General features: G+C 67.4%; 10 protein-coding genes and 1 pseudogene. 4 read left to right on the plus strand and 7 right to left on the minus strand.

All coding sequences use genetic code 11. The features are described from left to right. Nucleotides 1-133: pseudogene (locus tag AC0Z2B_RS31660) on the plus strand (IS110 family transposase); the annotation flags it as partial. A 343-nt stretch (nt 134-476) separates the two neighbouring features. Here the strand turns inward: AC0Z2B_RS31660 and AC0Z2B_RS31665 are convergent. Genes AC0Z2B_RS31665 through AC0Z2B_RS31675 form a run of 3 tightly spaced genes read right to left on the minus strand, consistent with a single transcriptional unit; the run spans nt 477 to nt 5,232 of the window. Then, nucleotides 477-1,658, minus strand: a complete 1,182-nt coding sequence (locus tag AC0Z2B_RS31665) for an osmoprotectant NAGGN system M42 family peptidase (RefSeq protein WP_476302024.1) — start codon at nt 1,656-1,658, stop codon at nt 477-479. Between the two features lie 52 nt (nt 1,659-1,710). Then, nucleotides 1,711-3,456, minus strand: coding sequence for an N-acetylglutaminylglutamine synthetase (gene ngg, locus AC0Z2B_RS31670; RefSeq protein WP_476302027.1), 1,746 nt, complete (start codon nt 3,454-3,456; stop codon nt 1,711-1,713). Between the two features lie 3 nt (nt 3,457-3,459). Further along, a complete protein-coding gene (locus AC0Z2B_RS31675; protein WP_476302029.1) occupies nt 3,460-5,232 on the minus strand; it encodes an N-acetylglutaminylglutamine amidotransferase in 1,773 nt (590 codons plus the stop codon). 329 nt (nt 5,233-5,561) lie between these two features. Between AC0Z2B_RS31675 and AC0Z2B_RS31680 the strand changes: the two genes are divergently transcribed. Continuing rightward, nucleotides 5,562-6,284: an autoinducer binding domain-containing protein gene (locus AC0Z2B_RS31680; protein ID WP_476302043.1), complete on the plus strand. Its 723-nt coding sequence runs from the start codon at nt 5,562-5,564 to the stop codon at nt 6,282-6,284. A 4-nt stretch (nt 6,285-6,288) separates the two neighbouring features. Here AC0Z2B_RS31680 and AC0Z2B_RS31685 read toward each other — a convergent pair whose 3' ends face one another. From AC0Z2B_RS31685 to mnmC, 4 genes are all read right to left on the minus strand, one after another. After that, nucleotides 6,289-7,368, minus strand: coding sequence for a lipocalin-like domain-containing protein (locus AC0Z2B_RS31685; protein WP_476302031.1), 1,080 nt, complete (start codon nt 7,366-7,368; stop codon nt 6,289-6,291). After that, on the minus strand, nt 7,358-9,802 hold the full coding sequence (locus AC0Z2B_RS31690; RefSeq protein WP_476302033.1) for an ABC transporter permease: 2,445 nt from the start codon (nt 9,800-9,802) through the stop codon (nt 7,358-7,360). Before AC0Z2B_RS31690 ends, AC0Z2B_RS31685 begins: the two co-directional genes overlap by 11 nt. 1 nt (nt 9,803) lies before the next feature. Beyond that, the gene (locus tag AC0Z2B_RS31695) at nt 9,804-10,463 is read right to left on the minus strand and encodes an ABC transporter ATP-binding protein (protein ID WP_476302035.1); all 660 of its coding nucleotides are present in this window, start codon (nt 10,461-10,463) and stop codon (nt 9,804-9,806) included. Between the two features lie 141 nt (nt 10,464-10,604). After that, nucleotides 10,605-12,578 carry a bifunctional tRNA (5-methylaminomethyl-2-thiouridine)(34)-methyltransferase MnmC2/FAD-dependent 5-carboxymethylaminomethyl-2-thiouridine(34) oxidoreductase MnmC1 gene (mnmC, locus tag AC0Z2B_RS31700; RefSeq protein WP_476302037.1) on the minus strand — a complete coding sequence of 658 codons (1,974 nt, stop codon included), beginning with the start codon at nt 12,576-12,578 and terminating at the stop codon, nt 10,605-10,607. Nucleotides 12,579-12,695: 117 nt separating this feature from the next. Between mnmC and AC0Z2B_RS31705 the strand changes: the two genes are divergently transcribed. Continuing rightward, complete coding sequence (locus AC0Z2B_RS31705; RefSeq protein ID WP_476302039.1) at nt 12,696-17,105, plus strand: dermonecrotic toxin domain-containing protein; 4,410 nt, start codon at nt 12,696-12,698, stop codon at nt 17,103-17,105. Nucleotides 17,106-17,147: 42 nt separating this feature from the next. Next, nucleotides 17,148-18,638, plus strand: a complete 1,491-nt coding sequence (gene pap, locus AC0Z2B_RS31710) for a polyphosphate:AMP phosphotransferase (protein ID WP_476302041.1) — start codon at nt 17,148-17,150, stop codon at nt 18,636-18,638. Nucleotides 18,639-18,898: the final 260 nt, after the last annotated feature.

Consider the following 18,898-nt stretch of genomic DNA (forward strand, 5'->3'; position numbering starts at 1 on the left):
GCTGCGCGATAAAGGCAAGAGTGCAAAAGTGGCGCTGGTAGCGTGCATGCGCGTGCTGCTGGTCCGGCTTAACGCCATGCTGCGCGACGGCACAGCATGGCGGACGTCATTGACTGGGCAAGACAGTTGCTAGGCGAATCTGTAGCCGCTGCCGCAGGCTGCGCAGGCCTTCACTCTCGCTGAAGATCTTCAGTGCACTCAGAGGCCAGCGCAGCCTGGCGGCAGCGGCTACGCGAACGTGGATACCCCATGGACCGCGTCGCCTGCATCGCGGTCAAGGCCGGCTCCTACCACGAATAGTGTAGGAGCCGACTTTAGTCGCGATGCAGACGACGTCATTTCAAGACAGTTGCTGCTACGACACGTGCGCGACCACATCCGTAGCAGCGGCCACAGGCCGCGTCTGCAACGCCGCATGCCATCAGGCGGGTTGCGGCGGTTTCGGACGCAGCCTGGCGGCAGCTGCTACGGTGGGGTCATTTCTGGCCCACCAGGGTATCCACCGCCGGCACCCGGGTGTCGCTCTCCATTTGCGCGTCATGCTCCAGTTGGTGGCTGAATCTTTCCAATGAACCATGTGCGGGCTGCGCATCGCTGGCGAACACCGGCGGGCTGAGCATGTACGCGGTCAGGATGCGGCTCAGCGCCTGCAGGCTGTCGATGTGCGTGCGCTCGTAGCCGTGGGTGGCATCGCAGCCGAACGCCAGCAACGCCGTGCGTATGTCATGCCCGGCGGTCACCGCCGAATGGGCGTCGCTGAAGTAGTAGCGGAATAGGTCGCGGCGCACCGGCAGGTCGTGGTCACGGGCCAGGTTGAGCAGGTGCCGTGACAGGTGGTAGTCGTAGGGACCACTGGAATCCTGCATGGCAACGCTGACGCTGTGCTCGTTGCTGTGTTGGCCCGGGGCCACGGGGGCGATGTCGATGCCGACGAATTCGCTGACGTCCCAGGGCAGCGCGCCGGCGGCCCCGGAGCCGGTTTCCTCGGTGATGGTGAACAGCGGGTGGCAGTCGATGGCCGGTTGGGCGCCGCTCTCGACGATGGCCTTGAGGCTGGCCAGCAGGGCGGCGACGCCGGCCTTGTCGTCCAGGTGGCGGGCGCTGATGTGGCCGCTGTCGGTAAACTCGGGCAGCGGGTCGAAGGCCACGAAATCGCCAATGTTGATGCCCAGGCTCTCGCAGTCGGCGCGGGTGGCGCAGTAGGCGTCCAGGCGCAGCTCCACGTGGTCCCAGCTTACTGGCAGTTGGTCCACGGCGGTGTTGAAGGCGTGCCCGGAGGCCATCAGCGGCAGCACGCTGCCGCGAATGACACCGGTGTCGGTGAACACGCTGACCCGGCTGCCTTCGGCGAAGCGGCTGGACCAGCAGCCCACCGGCGCCAGCGACAGGCGCCCGTTGTCCTGGAAGGCGCGGACGCTGGCGCCAATGGTGTCCAGGTGCGCCGACACGGCGCGGTCAGGCGAGCTCTGTTGGCCCTTGAGGGTGGCGCGAATGGTACCGCGACGGGTGAGTTCGAAAGGGATGCCCAGCTCTTCCAGGCGTTCAGCCACGTAGCGCACGATGGTGTCGGTGAAACCCGTGGGGCTGGGGATGGCGAGCATTTCCAGCAGGACTTTCTGCAGGTAGTGGGTGTCGGGTTCGGGAATCTTGCTAGTCATGAAAACTCCTCGGTCTGTAGCCGCTGCCGTCAGGCAGCGGTTACGAGGTGGTTCAGGTAAGGACCTGGCAGTGCGGAAACAGCAGGTCGATGAACTTCTGCGCGGTAGGCCGTGGCTCGTGGTTGGCCAGGCCCACGCGTTCGTTGGCTTCGATGAACACGTACTCCGGCTGGTCGGCCGCCGGCACCAGCAGGTCCAGGCCCACCACCGGAATGTTCAGCGCGCGGGCGGCACGCACGGCGGCGTCGGCCAGCACCGGGTGGAGGATGTCGGTCACGTCCTCCAGGTGGCCGCCGGTGTGCAGGTTGGCGGCACGGCGCACGGCCAGCACCTGGCCTTTGGGCAGCACGGTGTCGTAGTCCACCCCGGCGGCGTGCAGGGTGCGCTGGGTTTCGTGGTCCAGCGGGATGCGGCTTTCGCCCTGGGTGGCGGCCTGGCGCCGGCGGCTCTGGGCCTCGATCAGCGCGCCGATGGCATGCAGGCCATCGCCGGTGATGGACGCCGGGCGGCGAATGGCTGCGGCCACCACTTCAAAGCCGATGACCACGATGCGCAGGTCGGCGCCCGCGTGGAAACTCTCCAGCAACACGCGGCTGTCGAACTGGTGGGCGTGTTCGATGGCTTGCTGCACGTCATCGAGGTTGTCGATGTCCACCGCCACCCCCTGGCCCTGCTCGCCGTCCACCGGCTTGACGACAATGCGGCCGTGCTGCTCGAGGAAGTCCTGGTTGTCGTCGGCGCTGCCGGCCAACTGTTGCGCCGGCAGCTTCAGCCCGGCGGCACTGAGTACCTTGTGGGTCAGGCTCTTGTCCTGGCACAGGCTCATGCTGATGGCGCTGGTGAGGTCGCACAGCGACTCGCGGCAGCGAATGCGCCGGCCGCCATGGTTGAGGGTGAACAGGCCGGCGTCGGCGTCGTCGATCTGCACCTCAATGCCGCGGCGCAGGGCTTCGTCGACGATGATCCGCGCGTAGGGGTTCAGGTCTGCCTGGGGGCCGGGGCCGAGGAACAGGCTCTGGTTGATACCGTTCTTGCGCTTGATGGCGAAGGTGGGCAGGGTGCGGAAATCCAGCTTGGCGTAGAGGTTCTTGGCCAGGCGGTTGTCGTGCAGCACCGACAGATCCAGGTAGCTCAGGCCACGGCTCATGAAGTGCTCGATCAGGTGGCGCACCAGCACCTCGCCCACGCCGGGGCGGGTGCAGCGCGGGTCCACTGCCAGGCACCACAGACTGCTGCCGTGCTCGGGGTCGTGGAAGGCTTTTTCATGGTTCAGGCCCATGACGCTGCCGATCACCTGGCCGCTTTCCTCGTCCTCGGCCAGCCAGTACACCGGGCCGCCCTGGTGGCGCGGGGTCAGGCGCGTGGGGTCGATGGGCAGCATGCGGCGCTTGAGGTACAGCTGGTTGATGGCCTCCCAGTCGGCGTCGCTTTGCGCCCGGCGAATGCGGAAACCGCGGAACACCCGTTGGGCCGGGCGGTAGTCGCTGAACCACAGGCGCAGGGTGTCGGAGGGGTCGAGGAACAGCTGCTGCGGCGCCTGGGCCAGCACCTGCTGGGGGGCGGCCACGTACAGGGCGATGTCACGCTCGCCGTGTTGTTCGTCGGCCAGTTCGGCGGCCAGGCTGGCGGGGTCGGGGAAGGTGTGGCCCATCAGCAGCCGCCCCCAGCCGCAATGCACGGCGTGGGGCTGGCCGCCGTGGGCGCTGCCGTCTTCGGCAAAGCGCGCCTGCAGGCGTTCATAGCTGGGCGACTGGCCGCGCAGCAGGCGCTGGTTGTAGGCCGTGGCGTGGGGTTTCATCGGTCAGATTCCTTGTTCGCTGAGCCACAGGTTCAGGGCCGCCAGTTGCCACAGCTTGGAGCCGCGCAGCGGCGTCAGCTGGCCCTGGGGGTTGGTCAGCAGCTGGTCGAGCATGGCCGGCTTGAACAGGCCGCGATCCTGGCTGGGGTCCAGCAGCAGCTCGCGCACCCAGTTGAGGGTGTTGCCTTCCAGGTGCTTGAGGCCCGGTACAGGGAAGTAGCCTTTCTTGCGGTCGATGACTTCACTGGGGATGACCAGGCGGGCGGCTTCCTTGAGCACCTGCTTGCCGCCGTCGGGCAGCTTGAAGCGCGCCGGCACCCGCGCCGACAGTTCCACCAGGCGGTAGTCCAGGAACGGCGTGCGCGCCTCCAGGCCCCAGGCCATGGTCATGTTGTCCACGCGTTTGACCGGGTCGTCCACAAGCATCACGGTGCTGTCCAGGCGCAGGGCCTTGTCCACGGCGGCGCTGGCGCCGGGCATGGCGAAATGTTCGCGGACAAAGTCACCGGCGGCGTCATTTTTCGTCAGCCAGGCCGGCTGCACGGTGGCGGCGTAGTCGTCGTAGCTGCGGTCGAAGAAGGCATCGCGGTAGGCGGCATAGGGGTCGCTGGCGCCGTCCACCTGCGGGTACCAGTGGTAGCCGGCGAACAGTTCGTCGGCGCCCTGGCCGCTCTGCACCACCTTGCAGTGTTTGGCCACTTCCCGGGACAGCAGGTAGAAGGCGATGCAGTCGTGGCTGACCATCGGCTCGCTCATGGCGCGGAAGGCCGCTGGCAGCTGTTCGATGATCTCGGCTTCGTCAATGCGCAACTGGTGGTGGCGGGTGCCGTAGTGCTTGGCGATCAGGTCGGAATACTGGAACTCGTCGCCGCGCTCGCCGCCGGCGTCCTGGAAGCCGATGGAGAAGGTCGACAGGTCTTCCACGCCCACTTCGCGCAACAGGCCCACCAGCAGGCTGGAATCGACGCCGCCCGACAGCAGCACGCCGACGTCCACGGCGGCGCGCTGGCGGATGGCGACGGCTTCGCGGGTGCTGTCCAGCACGCGGTCGCGCCAGTCTTCCAGGGTCAGGTTGGCCTCGTCGGCGTGGGGGCCATAGGGCAGGGTCCACCAGGTTTGCTGCTCGCTGTTGCCTTGGGCGTCAATGCGCAACCAGGTCGCCGGTGGCAGTTTCTCGATGCCGGCCAGCAGGGTGCGCGGCGCCGGCACCACGGCGTGGAAGTTGAGGTAGTGGTTCAGCGCCACGGGGTCGAGGATCGGGTTGATGTCACCGCCCTTGAGCAGCGCTGGCAGGGCCGAGGCAAAGCGCAAACGGCCAGCCGTGCGTGACAGGTACAGGGGCTTCACGCCCAGGCGGTCACGGGCGATGAACAGGCGCTGGCTGTCGCGTTCCCAGATGGCAAAGGCGAACATGCCGTTGAGCTTGGGCAGCAGTGCTTCACCCCAGGCGTGGTAGCCCTTGAGCAGCACTTCGGTGTCGCCGCCCGAGTAGAAGGCATAGCCCAGGGCTTCCAGCTCGCTGCGCAATTCGGGGAAGTTGTAGATGGCGCCGTTGAAGGCCAGGGACAGGCCCAATTGCTGGTCGATCATGGGCTGCGCCGAGCCGTCGGACAGGTCCATGATTTTCAGCCGCCGATGGCCCAGCGCTACTGGCCCCTGGCTGTGGAAGCCCCAGGCGTCCGGGCCGCGAGGGGCCAGGTGGTGGGTGATGCGTTCGATGGCGGCGAGGTCCGCCGGTTGTTGGTCAAAACGAAGTTCACCTGCTAATCCGCACATAAGTCCTTACCGGTTGTTCCGTTGGGGAGGGGCGCCTTCAGGGGCGCGCTTAAGGAACTGACCGGTGAGATTTTCAAGAGTTTTAGATCGATATGTTATAAGGCGTTAATAGTGCCTAAACTTTTAGAGTAATTAATCAAAATATTATGAAATATATTTCGCGACTTTTTGAAAGTTGCCATTTTTCATCTGTACACCGCCTGCTGCGATTTTAACCGGTCTTAAATTTCGATTGGTTATTTGTCACGCCAACAACTGTTGGTCTACTATTTTGTTGATAATAAATCTTGGATCCCATGCCGGGGCACTTCGCAAATGGATATTCGATCATGTTGTGGACCTCGCGATCGCTCGAAAGGTTTTGCCCTGATGCCACTGAAGACAGCCTGTTTGGCTCGCTGCTCGCGGTGACCCGCGAGTTGGGGTATGAGTATTTCAGCCTCAACATCTACGTACATCGGCCCTTGGGGCACAACAAAGTTTTCAAGCGCAACAATTATTCGGTGAAATGGAATCAATTTTACAAAGACAACCGCTACGCCGTCAGTGACCCCTTGATCAAAGAAAGCATGCGCTGCCATCTTCCGTTGTTGTGGCGAACCGAGTTGTTTATGGACGAGCGTGAGATCGAGCGCCAGTACCACGCCCATGGCCTGTGCCATGGGGTCAGCCAGACGGTGCACGGCGTCAACGGTGCTACCACGGTCCTGAGCCTGGCCCGCAGCCAGGACGCCATCAGCACTGTCGAATTCTACGACAAGGCCGGCGACGTGCTGTGGCTGGCCAACCTCATGCACAACGCACTGGTGCCGCGCATCGAGGAAGAGGCCCAGCGGCAATTGGTGGACAGCGGGGTGCAGGCCAGCCTGTCGACCCGGGAACTGGAAGTACTGAAGTGGACGGCGCAGGGCCTGACCTCGGTAGACGTCGCCAACGTGCTGCAACTGAGCGAGCGCACGGTGAATTTCCATATTGCGCGCTGCATCGAAAAGCTCGGGGTGTGCAACAAACTCTCGGCCGTGGTGAAAGCGGTGCTGTGCGGCCTGATCTGACCCCTCAATACCCCGTCATTTCCAGATAACCCTGGCCACCGTGGCTGCCCTCCAGCCGCACCGGGCCCTCCCAATATGGCGGTTCCACCTTCATCCAGGCCTCAGGGTTCAGGGCGTGCAGTTGGACGTCCAGGCCATGGCTGGCGATGCGCAGATGCCAGCGCGTGGGGGCCTGGTGGCCGTCGAGGGTGGCCATGGGCGCCGAGGCCTGCAGTTCGACCTGGCCGCTGGCCAGGGGCTGGCCGTGGCCGTCGGGGCTGATCCAGTTGCCGCTGATGAAGTCTGCGCCGTCTTGCTGCCGCAGGCGGAACAGCATCACCTGGCTGCCGTCGTCCAGGTGCAGGGCGAACCAGTCCCAGCCTTGCTGGTTGGCGGCCAGGGGCTGGCTGCTCCATTCGCGGTCCAGCCAGGCCTGGCCGCTGACCTGCCACTGCTGCCCCTGGGCCTGGATGCTGCCGCTGGCCTGGTAGAAGGGTTGGCTGTAGTACCACGAGGCCTGGCCCTGTAGGGACTTGCGGCTGTAGCCGTGGTCGCCCTGCAGCACCAGCGGCTTGTCAGCCTGTAGCGTCAGGTCGTAGCTGAAGTCGGCACCGTGGGCGCGCATGCGCAGGTTGCCGAGGTTGTCGGTGGCCGGTTCGCGGGCTTCCAGGCGCCAGTCATCGATCCAGGCGGCGAAGGGCTGCGCCTGCACCCCGGCCTGGCCGGTGCCGCCACGGGCCAGGGCCTGGGCGCTGTGCTGGAAGTGGGCGCCGGTGAGCGCGGCATGGGCCAGCCAGAGGGTCTTGTGGCTCCAGCCGGGGGGCTCGGCACCGGGCGCCAGGGCGCTGCGGAACAGGGTCCACTGGGCCCCGAAGGTGTCGCCGTTGGCGGCCTTGAGGTTGGCGGTCACGTACCACCATTCGATGCGGTAGCCGGGGTGGGCGCCGTGGTCGCGGGGGAACACCAGCGGCGCGCCCGGGGTGACCTGGGCAAAGCCCTGGCCCTCGGCACCCAGGCCGGCGAAGCCCTGGGGCGGTGGTGCAGGCTGGTCGCATGCGGCCAGGCCCAGCAGCAGTGTCAGCGCCAGCGCGGTTCTAGCGTTCATCGGCGAATACCCGCAGCAGGTCCGCAGGCTTGCTGCGCAGCAGGCGCACCAGCGGCCAAATGGATGCCAGGACTGTGGCCAGCAGCGCCCAGCCCAGCAGTTGCAGCAACTGCAGCGGGAACACTTGCAGCGGCAGGCGCCAGCCGAAGGCCTGGACGTTGACCACCGCCACCAGGCACCAGGCCAGCAGAATGCCCAGCGGCATGGCCAGCAGCAGGGTCAGCAGGCTCATCAGCCAGGTCTGCGCCAGGTTGAGCAGGATCAATTGCCGCCGGCCAACGCCCAGCGCCCACAGCGGCGCCAGGTGGCCCAGGCGGTTGTCGCTCTGGGTCAGCAGGCTGATGAACAGGGCCAGGGCGGCCACGCCCAGGGTCAGGCTGTCCAGGGCCGTGGTGGCGCTGAAGGTGCGCTCGAACACCTGCACGGCCCAGCGCTTGAGCTGGCCCTGGTCCACTACGCGGCTGTCGTCCAGGGCAAAGCTTGCCAGGAGGTCGGCCTTGAGCGCCGGCACTGCCTGGGGCGGCAGGCGCAGGGCCAGGCGCGTGGGGCCTTCCGTCGGCCATAGGCGTTGCCAGGTGGCGGCGCTGAGCAGCACGTGGCCCTTGGGGTTGCCGTAGTCGGCGTAGATGCCCACCACGGCCAGTGGCTCGCTGGCCGCCTGCCCCGGCACCTGCAGGCGGTCGCCAATGCCGATGCGCAGGTGGCGGGCGAGTTGTTCGCTGAGCATCAGGCTGGGGCTGTCGAACAAATCGTCCCAGGGAGCACCGGCGGCCTGTTGCAGCAGCGGCCAATGATCGCGGTACAGCGGGTCATCGATGACGCCGTGTACCTCGACTGGCCAACCCTGCACCTTGATGTCCTGCTCGCGGCCGGGCAACACCCGCGTCACGTCGGCCCGCTGCGCCAGCCACGCTTGTATGCGGGCGGTCTGGCTGGCGTCGGTGGGCCGCACGTACAGCTCGGCCACCAGGCGCTGCTCCAGCCAGTGGGTGAAGGTATGGCGGAAACCCTCGGTCATGCTCGAGGCGCCGATGTTGGTGGCCATGGCCAGCAGCAGGGCCATCAGCGCCTGGCTCAGGGCCGGCAACTGCTGGCGGCAATCGGCGAGAAACCACTGGGCCAGGGGGCGAACGGGGCGCAAGGCGGCCAGCAGGCCATCGAGCAGCACCGGCAGGGCCAGCGCTGCGGCCAGCAGCAGGCAGGCCAGCAGGGCGAAGCCGGCCGCCAGGCTGTCACCGCGCCAGGCCAGCAGCAGCGCCGCCAGCCCCAGCAGCAACGCGGCGTAGCCTTGGCGCCGCAGCCACTGGCCGTGGGCACTGCGCCAGGCTTCCTGGGCGGCCAGGGCCAGCAGCGGCAGGCGGGCGGCGCGCCACAGGCTTTGTGCCCCGGCCAGCAGCGCGCCGGCCAGGCTCAGGCCAATGGCGCCCAGCCACCAGCCGGCACCAAGGCTGAGCTGGTTGCCCACCTCGGCGCCGTACAGGCCACGCAGGCTGGCGGCGACGTCGGGCAGCAGGGCGCTGGCCAACGCGTAGCCGCTGAGCACCCCGGCAACGGCGCCTAGTAAGGCCAGTAGCGTCAGCTCCAGCACCAGCGCCGTCACCAGCGTGGCCAGGCCCACGCCGCAAGCGCGCAGGGTGCGCAGCAGGCCACGCCGTTGTTCCAGCGCCAGGCCGATGGCCGCCTGGGCAATGAACAGGCCGACCACGAACGACAGCAGGCCCAGGGCGGCGAGGTTCAGGTGCAGGGCTTCGGTCAGGCGCTGCATGTCCTGGCCCGGGTCGCTGTGATCGATGCGCAGCTGCGTGCCGAGGTCGGGCGGCAGGGCGGCCGTGAAGTCGGCGGGCAACAGCAGGCGCGACAGTTGCTCGGGGGCCTGCAGCACGGCCTGGGCGTGGCCGATGTCCATCAGCAGCACGCCGGGCGCCATGTCGTCCCGGGCGCGCAGCGGCGGCAGCGTGTCGTTGAGGCGGCCGCCGTCGGCAACGCCCAGGGCGGCGAGGGTCTGGCGCGACACCCAGGTTTGCCCAGGGTCGCCAATGAAAGCGTACAGCTCATCCGCGGTCGGCACCTGCCCGGCCAGGGCGGTGCGAGGCGGCAGGCTCAGCGGGTCGATGCCGGTGACTTGCAGGCGCTGCCCGTTGAGGTCCAGCCGGCCCTGCAGCAAGGGCGACACCGGCCAGCCCTGGCGGCGCAGGCTGACGAACAGCGCCTGGGGCAGGCGTTCGCCTTGGGTCGGTACCAGGCTGGCCTGCGCCTGGCCGCCGATCAAGGTGCTGGCCTGGGCGTAGCTGGCGCGGGCCTGGCCGTTGAGGGCCTGCACGCCAATCAGCAGCGCCGTGGCCAGCCACAGCCCGGCCAGCACGCTGGCCAGTTGCACTGGGTGTTTGCGCCAGTGGCTGAGCAGCGTGCGCAGGGTCCAGTACAGGGTGGGCATGTCAGTTGCCCTGCACGCGGCCGGCCTGGAGCACCACGCGCCGTTGCAGGCGCGCGGTGATGGCCGAGCTGTGGGTGACCATCAGCAGGCTGCAGCCGCTGTCGGCCTGCAGCTGCAACAGCAGGTCGAGCACCTGGGCGCTGGTGTGCTCGTCGAGGTTGCCGGTCGGCTCGTCGGCCAGCAGCAACGCCGGGCGCGAGGCCAGGGCGCGGCCCAGCGCCACGCGCTGCTGCTGGCCGCCGGAGAGTTGTTCGGGGTAGCGCGCCAGCAGTGCGGTGAGGCCCAGGCGTTCGGCCAGCTCGCCTTGCCAGGCCGCGTCGTGGCGGCCGGCCAGGCGGGCCTGGAAGGCCAGGTTGTCGGCCACGGTGAGGCTGGTGACCAGGTTGAACTGCTGGAAGATCAGGCCGATGCCGCTGCGCCGCCAGGCAGCCAATTGGCGTTCGCCCAATTTTTCTAGCGCCTGGCCGTTGACGTCGATCTGGCCGCGGTCGGCCCGATCCAGGCCGGCCACCAAGTGCAGCAGGGTGCTCTTGCCACTGCCCGACTCGCCCATCAGCGCCAGGCTCTGGCCCTGTTCCAGCTGCAGGTCGACGCCGGCCAGCACGGGCAGCGGGCCCTGGGGCGTAGGGTAGGATTTGTGCAGCTGGGTGATGCGCAGCATGGGACTGTCCGTGGGTGACGTCGGCCCCCAGCATCCCTCACCAGCGGTGGCTGGCACAAGCACCGTAGCAGCGGCCGTCAGGCCGCGTCACGGCGCACGCGGTGCATCAGCACGATCGCGGACGCGGCCTGGTGGCCGCGGCTACGCCTTGCCCTTCACCAGGTTGCGCACCCAGAAGCGGTTGGGGTGGCAGGCTTCGGCTACGGCGCGCGGCAGGGGCAGGGCTTCGTCGTCCAGCCAGGCGGCGATCAGTTCGCCACTCAGCGGCGCGGTGATCAGCCCGCGCGAGCCATGGCCACTGTTCACGTACAGGCCAGGCAGCCATGGGCAGGGCAGGGCGGGCACCTGGCGGGCGTCGCGGGCGAGGATGGCATAGGTGCTGGCAAACGCCTCGCGGTCGGCCACCGGGCCAACGATGGGCAGGTAGTCGGGGCTGGTGCAACGGAATGCTGCGCGGCCTTGCCACTGCTCGGCGGGCAGGTCGGCAACCCCCAGGCGCGTGGCCAGGTCGGGGGAGATCTCGTCGAGCATCGCCAGGTTGCCCTGGTGCTCGGCCAGGGTGGGGGTGAGGTCGTCGTTGTGGAAGTCGAAGCTGGCACCCAGGGTGTGCTCGCCCAGCCGTGCGGGCGCCACGTAGCCCTCGGCGCACACCACGGTGGCCAGCGTGGCGCTGGCCGCGGTCTCGGCCAGCCGGGTGATCTGCCCGCGGATGCGCTTGAGCGGCAGTTGCGCGGTCTGCTCCACTTCGCGCACCTGGGCCGCCGTGCACAGCACCGCCGCCGGTGCGCTGGCCAGCAGGCGCTCGCCGTCCCAGGCTTGCCACTGGCCGTCGACGTGGCGCAGTTGCAATACGTCGTGATGCACCAGCAGCGTCACCCCTGGCTGCGCCGCCTGGAACTGGCACAGCGCCGGCGGGTGCACCCAGCCGCCTTCCGGGAAGTACAGGCCGCCGCTGGGCAACTGCACCCCGGCCCGGGCCTGGGCGTCCTCGCGGGTCAGCACCTGCAACAGCTGCGGGTCGAAGGCCGCGGCCAGTTGCGCCTGGCGCTGGGCTTCCTTGTCGTCGAACGCCAGCTGCAGCACACCGCAGGCGTCCCAGTCGCGGCCGCGCTGCAAGCGCTCCAGTAGCCGGCGGGTGTGGCCGAAGCCGCTGAGAATCAGCTGCGACAGTGCCGTGCCGTGAGCCGACAGCTTGAGGTACAGCACGCCCTGGGGGTTGCCCGACGCTTCCTCGGCCACGGCGCCGTGACGCTCCAGCAGGCTGACCCGCCAGCCGCGCGCGGCCAGGCTGGCCGCCGTGCCGCAGCCCGCCAGGCCCGCGCCGACGACCAGCACATGGCGTTCGCCTGCCGGGCGCGGCGGGCGGGCGAACCAGGGTTTGACGCGTGGCACGGGCGGCCCCATGAAGCCCTCGAACCTGCCCCGCGACACCTCCCATTTCTTGCCGATGCCGGGAATGCGTTTCATCTTGTAGCCCACCGCGATCAGCCCGCGGCGCACCCAGCCGGTGCTGGTGAAAGTGCCCAGGGTGGAACCTGGTGCGGCCAGCCGGGCCAATTCCGCGAACAGCTCGGGCGTCCACATCTCCGGGTTTTTGGCCGGCGCGAAACCGTCGAGGAACCAGGCGTCCACCTGGGCGTCCAGCTGCGGCAGTTGCTCCAGCACGTCGCCGATCAGCAACGTCAGGGTCACCCGCCCGCCGTCGAACACCAGGCGCTGGAAGCCGGCATGGATGCCCACGTACTGCTCCAGCAGCGGCGCGGTGAACGCCGCCAGTTCCGGCCACAGCGCCAGGGCGCGGCTCAGGTCGGCGTGGCTGAGCGGGTATTTCTCCACGCTGATGAACTGCAGGCGCGCACCGGGGGCGGCGCGTTCGGCGAACAGCTGCCAGGCGCAGAAGAAATTCAGCCCGGTGCCGAAGCCGGTCTCGCCGATCACCAGGCGCTGGCCGTCGCCCAGCGCGCTGAAGCGCGCGGTCAGGTCGTTCTGGTCGATAAACACGTGGCGCGTCTCTTCCAGGCCGGAAGCGGCGAAATAGACATCACCGTAGTGGCGCGAGGTGGGGCGGCCCAGGTCGTCCCAGTCGATCTGGGCGTGCAGCAGTTCGGTACTCATGTTCGGCTCGGCGACAGACAAGCGCCCATGATAACGGTGGGTGGTGTTTATTGCCCCCTTTTAGCGGGGAAGCGCTTGATAACGTGGCGGCTTGCAAGCTGATCGCAAGGAGCGACCATGAGCCTTCCCGAGCAATACCTGACTGCGTTCGCCCACGGCGGCGATACCCCCACCCGTGACCGCGCCCGCGTGGTGGCGAACAACCTGCCGCGCTGGCTGCTGGACGCCCCGGCTACTGTGCGCAAAGCGCTGATAGCCAGCCAGGCCCGTAGCCAGCAAGCTCGCAGCGCCTTGACCGAGTGGCTGGCGCCACTGCCCCGGCTGGACGAGTTTGCCGAGCAGCACCTCAAGGCCGCGCTCAAGCCGACCCTGGGCGACATTGATGTGCGTAACCATGTGCTGGCCTGGCACAAGAACGTTGGCTCGCTGAGCGTGCCGCGCAAGCACATGTCGCGCCAGACCCTGTTGCAGGCAGCGCTGCAGAATTTCGTCGCCGACGAAGTGTTTGGCCGGGAGTCATCGCTGTTGCCCGACTATGCCTTGACCATCGAGGAAGGTGGCCTGCAGTTCCGCTATAACCCTGACAGGGTCCTGGCGATGACGCCCGGGACATTCGCAGCCACCTGCCGCAGCCTGGACATCGGCGGCCAGTACCAGCGGCACCTCACGCAGTATTTCAACCCCGTGGACGACAACGCGCGGGTCACCGCACTGTTCGCCGACAATGATCGCTACAGCCTCGAGGTGCAGGCGCACATCGCCTACCTGCGCGGGCACATTGGCAAGGCCGCCTATCAGGCCCTGCTCGCCACCGCCATGGGTGAGGCGGCCAGTTGGGGCGGCAAGGCAGTGCGCGTGGCCGCCCTGCAGATGATGCACAGTTCGACCTTCGAGGGCGGTGACTTGCACGGTCCGTTGCTGGTGGACACCGTCGACGGCGGTCCGTGCGTGCTGTACCTGCCCCTGGAACCCGACTACCCACTCAAGGAGTATCCCTCGCTGCAGGCCGCCCATGACGCCTTGCGGGAAAAGCTGCGCCAGGACAGCTACCGTCGCTATTGGATGCGCTTCGTCAGCCACGGCTCCGCGGCCAGCTTCGCCGACCACCTCAAGGACCGCCTGACCCCGCTGGTGACCACCTTCCCGGCCAAGCCGCGCCGCGAACCGGCCGCCGATGCCAATCTCAATCTTGCGCGGGTCGAGTTGGCCGGCCCATTGTTTGCCGCAGTGCATGGCCGTCGAGTCGCGCGAATACTGGACGATGGCAAGGTCCTGGCCATGCCCACCGCCGACATCGACCAGCAGCAGCGCGATGAGCGCAACCGCGCCTGGCTGACCGCAGGCCTTGAATTGCTGGGGGTAGTGGCTCTGTTCATTCCCGGCGTTGGCGAACTGATGCTGTTCTGCGCCGCGGTGCAGGTGGTGGCCGAGATCTATACCGGCGTGCAGGACTGGCGCCACGGCGATGCCGATGCGGCCGCCAGCCATGCCCTCGACGTGGCCGAGAATGTCACGCTGTTGGCGGCCATGTATGGCGTCGGCAAGCTTGTCCAGCCACCCAAGGTGCCAGTGTGGCCCAGGGGCGAAGCGCTGGACGAGCTTGTGCCGGTATGCCTGCCCGACGGCCGTGAGCGTTTGCTGCGCCCGACCCTGGCTGGCTATGAGGCCACGACGCCGTTGCCCAACGGTGCGCCGCTCAACGATGAGTTGCTGCTGGAACATGACGATCAGGAATTTGCCCCCATCGGTGACAAGTACTACGCCGTGCGGCGTGATCACGAGGTCCAGGGCGACAGCCAGGTCTGGCGCGTCACCCACCCCACCCAGCCCAATGCCTATGAACCGCTGGTGGAGGTGGACGGCGCAAGCTGGCGCCTGAAACCCGACCAGGCCATCACCCTGAAGGGCAGGACCTTGCGCGCCATGCTCGATGCACCGCTGGAGCGCCTGGGCAGCGACGAGGCTGGGCTCGCGTTGCGTTGTGCAGGTGTCGACGCCACGTTGCTGGACAGCACCTTCTACCGCGGCAGCAAAGCGTGCGCGCTGCTCACCGACACCTTGGCGCGCCTCGACATCGTGCAGGCGATTGCCCAGCACCGTCGCCAGGCAGAGATCAGCAACGCCACGCTGGCCTACAAAATAGCCAGCGTGTTCGAAGCCGAGGCCACAGCGACCGATGACGCGGCGTTGTTCAAGGTGCTGTACGACGATTCCCACTTCGGTAGCGGCCCGGAGGTGAAGGTGCTGATCCGCGACTACCCTTCGCTGCCAACGGCCGTGGCCGAAGAACTGCTCGCCAAAGCCAGCCCCAGGGCAAAACTGCAGATCGTCGCCGACCAGCGCCTGCCGCTGGAAATCGCCGAGCAGGCGCGCGAGGCCCAGCAGGCCCTGCGCTTGAATCGGGCCCTGGAAGGCTTGTGCCATGGCGAACTGGCCACGGCCGACACTGCGCGATTGAAGCAGCAGTGGCAGGCCACTCTGACCAAGCCCGGGACGCCTGGCCCTGGCGACGAGCAGATACGCGATGCGGCGCTGGCGGATCGAACCCAGTGCGCGCTGGCGTTGAACCAACGCCCCCCGGCGGCGTTTTTCAATGCGCCGGTGCGTGATGAAATGGGCCGCTGGGGCTACGCCATGTCGGGCCGGCGGCCGCCGAAGAAGCCCGCCGATGGTTTGCCCCCCAACCCGTACCAGGGCCAGATGATCCGCCGGGTACGCGATGTCTACCCCTCGCTCACGCCGACCCAGGCGCTGGACTACCTGCGGCGCATCCATGTGTTCGGCCAGCGCTATGATGACGCCATCGCGATATTGGCCGCCCATGAGGCCGAATACCAGATGTTGCAGTTAAGCCTCGAGCATTGGATCGCCTCCGAGCCGTCGGCGGCAGTGCTGCAGCGCGTCAACGGCAGTCTCGAGGAGCTGCGGCACCAGCGCCAGGACGTCAGCTCGCGGCTGCTCAATGCCTGGCGGCGCAGTGGCCCCGAGGACTATCCGCAGGAAGGATTCGGGCTTTCGCTGGACCTGAGCGGGCTGTCATTGCTGGAGCTGCCGCCCTTGCTGCATGGCTACAACTTTGTCCATGCCCTGGACCTCAGCCGCAGCCACCTGAGTGTCGAGGGGGTGTCCTCGATCTTGCTCAACTTCCGCCAGTTGCGCAGCCTGGACCTGACCGACACCGGGCTTCAGACCTTGCCCAGCCTGTGGTTCCAGCAGGGTACCCTCAGGCATCTGGAGCTGGGCGGCAACCACCTGCTGGTGGACCAGGAAATGTTCGACCAGTTGGGGCAGTTGCGCGAGTTGCGCACCTTGTCGCTCAACGGCAATAGCTTGCTGGGTATCAGCGCTGCCAATGGTTTCCCCCAGGTGCGCAGGTTGGGCCTGGCCCACAGTGCCATGGGCGGCTGGCCGGCCTGGCTTGCCTCGATGCCCCGGCTGGCTGAGGTGGACCTGCGCAACACCGGCCTGACGCAGCTGCCCGACAGCGTCCTGAGCGACGAGCCGTCGGCACGCCGCATGTTCGTCGACCTGCGCCAGAACGTGCTGCCCGCCCGGGTGCAGGAGCGCATTGCCCAGATGCGCGGGCCCCATCGCGCCTACACCCTGCTGTCAGCGCCACTGGCCGCCGCCGGGGACTTCGAAGCCCTTGCCGGGCCCTGGATGGTGGGCCTCACCGCGGCAGACGAGGCGCGCAACCGGCGTTACTGGTTCAGCCTCCGGGGGCTGCGGACCGGCGAGCGCTTCATGTGGGTAATGAACCGGCTTCGCGGCACCTCTGAATTCACCCTTGACCCAGCAGGCGTCGCGCGCCGCGTGCGCGCCGTGGTCAGGCAGGCCGCCCAATACACTCACCTGCGCCGGCGCATGTTCGGTGTGGTGCGGGTAGGGCAATTCGACGAGGACGCGGTGTTGATGACCTTCGCAGACCTCGAGATGCTGGCGTTCAGCGACCAGCCCGCGGAGCCAGGGCTCACGGCGCTGGGCGGGGCGCTGCTGTTGTCGCGCCTGCGCTCGATGTTCAGGGTGCAGCAGATCGGCCTGTATTCCGATCGCCTGGTGGTGGGTGACCTGGAGTTGCCCGGGGCCTGGCACCGCCAGTCCACGCTCAACCTGCAACTGCGCTGGGTCCTGGGGGGGCGTCTGAACCTGCCCGCACGGCCACTGCGCGGGCCTTTGCCCGGTACTGCGCTGTTGACCGAGGCACAGCTCAATGCCGCGCAACTGGCGGTGCAGACGGAGGAGAACGGCGAGGCGTTCATTCGCTACCTGCTGGGTCACGGCGAGTGGCGGGCCCACCTGGAACGCACCCACGGCGACGTGATTCGTGACGCGTTGGCGCCCTACGTGGCGGTAGGCAACTGGGCGCAGCGCGATATTGTCGTGGGCCTGGTGTATCAACAGTTGACCCGCCAGGAGGTAGGGCACCCCGCGATACCGGTAACACTGCCCGAGCCGGTGGCGCCGGTCTACCAGCAGGCCCTGGCCATGTTCCCGGCCGGGAGTAATGATTCCGCGCACGGGGGCTGATGGGCTAAGCTCCAGGCTTTAGGCCGTCAAGGAGCCCAGTGCATGTTCGAGTCCGCCGAAATCGGCCACGCCATTGACAAGGAAACCTACGACGCCGAGGTGCCCGCCTTGCGCGAGGCCTTGCTGGAAGCGCAGAACGAGCTCAAGGAGCAGGCGCGTTTTCCGGTGATCGTGCTGATCAATGGCATCGAGGGGGCGGGCAAGGGCGAGACGGTCAAGCTGCTCAACGAGTGGATGGACCCACGGCTGATCGAAGTGCGTTCCTTCGATCAGCAGACCGACGAGGAACTGGCCCGGCCGCCAGCCTGGCGCTACTGGCGCCAGCTGCCGGCCAAGGGCAAGATCGGCGTGTTCTTCGGCAACTGGTACAGCCAGATGATCCAGGGCCGGGTGCATCGCGAGTTCAAGGACGCGGTGCTGGACCAGGCCATCAACGGCGCCGAGCGCCTGGAGCAGATGCTCTGCGATGAAGGTGCGCTGATCTTCAAGTTCTGGTTCCACCTGTCCAAGAAGCAGATGAAGGCGCGCCTCAAGGCCTTGCAGGACGACCCGCTGCACAGCTGGCGCATCAGCCCGCTGGACTGGCAGCAATCGGAAACCTACGACCGTTTCGTGCGCTTCGGCGAGCGCGTGCTGCGCCGCACCAGCCGCGAGTACGCGCCCTGGCACATCATCGAGGGCGTTGACCCGCACTACCGCAGCCTCACCGTCGGCAAGTTGTTGCTCGAAGGCCTGCAGGCCGCACTCAAGGCCCCGACCGAGCCGGTGCACCAGAGCGTCGCGCCGCTGGGCGTGAGCCTGGACGGCAAGAACCTGCTCGACAGCCTCGATCTGAGCCAGCAATTGGACAAGGATCACTACCGCAAGCAGCTGACCGCCGAACAAGCGCGCCTGGCCGGCCTGCTGCGCGACAAGCGCATGCGCCGCCACGCCCTGGTGGCCGCCTTCGAAGGCAACGACGCCGCCGGCAAGGGCGGCGCCATTCGCCGGGTGTGCGCGGCCCTGGACCCGCGCCAGTACAACATCGTGCCCATCGCCGCCCCCAGCCAGGACGAGCTGGCGCAGCCGTACCTGTGGCGCTTCTGGCGGCAGATCCCGGCGCGGGGCAAGTTCACCATCTTCGACCGCAGCTGGTACGGGCGGGTGCTGGTGGAGCGGGTGGAAGGCCTGTGCAGCGACGCCGACTGGCTGCGTGCGTACGGTGAAATCAACGACTACGAAGAGCAATTGCACAACGCTGGCGTGGTGGTGGTGAAATTCTGGCTGGCCATCGACAAACAGACCCAGCTGGAGCGTTTCCAGGCCCGCGAGGCGGTGCCCTACAAACGCTTCAAAATCACCGAGGACGACTGGCGCAACCGCAAGAAATGGGACCAGTACCGCCAGGCCGTCGGCGACATGGTCGACCGCACGAGTACCGAGCTGGCTCCGTGGACGTTGGTTGAAGCTAATGACAAGCATTGGGCGCGGGTGAAGGTGCTGCGCACGATCAATGAGGCGTTGGAGGCGGCGTTCAAGCATGACAAGAAGTAGGCAGCGCAGCTGCGCTACCCGCGCTACTGCACTGCTGCCACGCCGCGAACTGCCTGTGATCTTGATCCCGTGAGGCCTTTGATCTTGATTGTGTGCCCCATAAAGCGCCAGGGCCGACTGGAGGCGTTGGCCGAGCGGTCCACGGCGTAGCCGGGGAAGACGGAACCGGAGGCGCTTCTATTCCGGGCCGTCGGCCGCTTGGGCGACGCCGGAGGGAGGGGACCCGCAGCGAAGCGGAGGGACCAAGCAGGGGCAAGCCT

Source organism: Pseudomonas sp. GYB4201 (genome assembly GCF_056312595.1).

Excerpts from the sequence above, each read along its gene's own strand:
- AC0Z2B_RS31665 (WP_476302024.1), bottom strand. The coding sequence starts at position 1,658 with ATGACTAGCAAGATTCCCGAACCCGACACCCACTACCTGCAGAAAGTC.
- ngg (WP_476302027.1), bottom strand. The coding sequence starts at position 3,456 with ATGAAACCCCACGCCACGGCCTACAACCAGCGCCTGCTGCGCGGCCAG.
- AC0Z2B_RS31675 (WP_476302029.1), bottom strand. The coding sequence starts at position 5,232 with ATGTGCGGATTAGCAGGTGAACTTCGTTTTGACCAACAACCGGCGGAC.
- AC0Z2B_RS31680 (WP_476302043.1), top strand. The coding sequence starts at position 5,562 with ATGTTGTGGACCTCGCGATCGCTCGAAAGGTTTTGCCCTGATGCCACT.
- AC0Z2B_RS31685 (WP_476302031.1), bottom strand. The coding sequence starts at position 7,368 with ATGAACGCTAGAACCGCGCTGGCGCTGACACTGCTGCTGGGCCTGGCC.
- AC0Z2B_RS31690 (WP_476302033.1), bottom strand. The coding sequence starts at position 9,802 with ATGCCCACCCTGTACTGGACCCTGCGCACGCTGCTCAGCCACTGGCGC.
- AC0Z2B_RS31695 (WP_476302035.1), bottom strand. The coding sequence starts at position 10,463 with ATGCTGCGCATCACCCAGCTGCACAAATCCTACCCTACGCCCCAGGGC.
- mnmC (WP_476302037.1), bottom strand. The coding sequence starts at position 12,578 with ATGAGTACCGAACTGCTGCACGCCCAGATCGACTGGGACGACCTGGGC.
- AC0Z2B_RS31705 (WP_476302039.1), top strand. The coding sequence starts at position 12,696 with ATGAGCCTTCCCGAGCAATACCTGACTGCGTTCGCCCACGGCGGCGAT.
- pap (WP_476302041.1), top strand. The coding sequence starts at position 17,148 with ATGTTCGAGTCCGCCGAAATCGGCCACGCCATTGACAAGGAAACCTAC.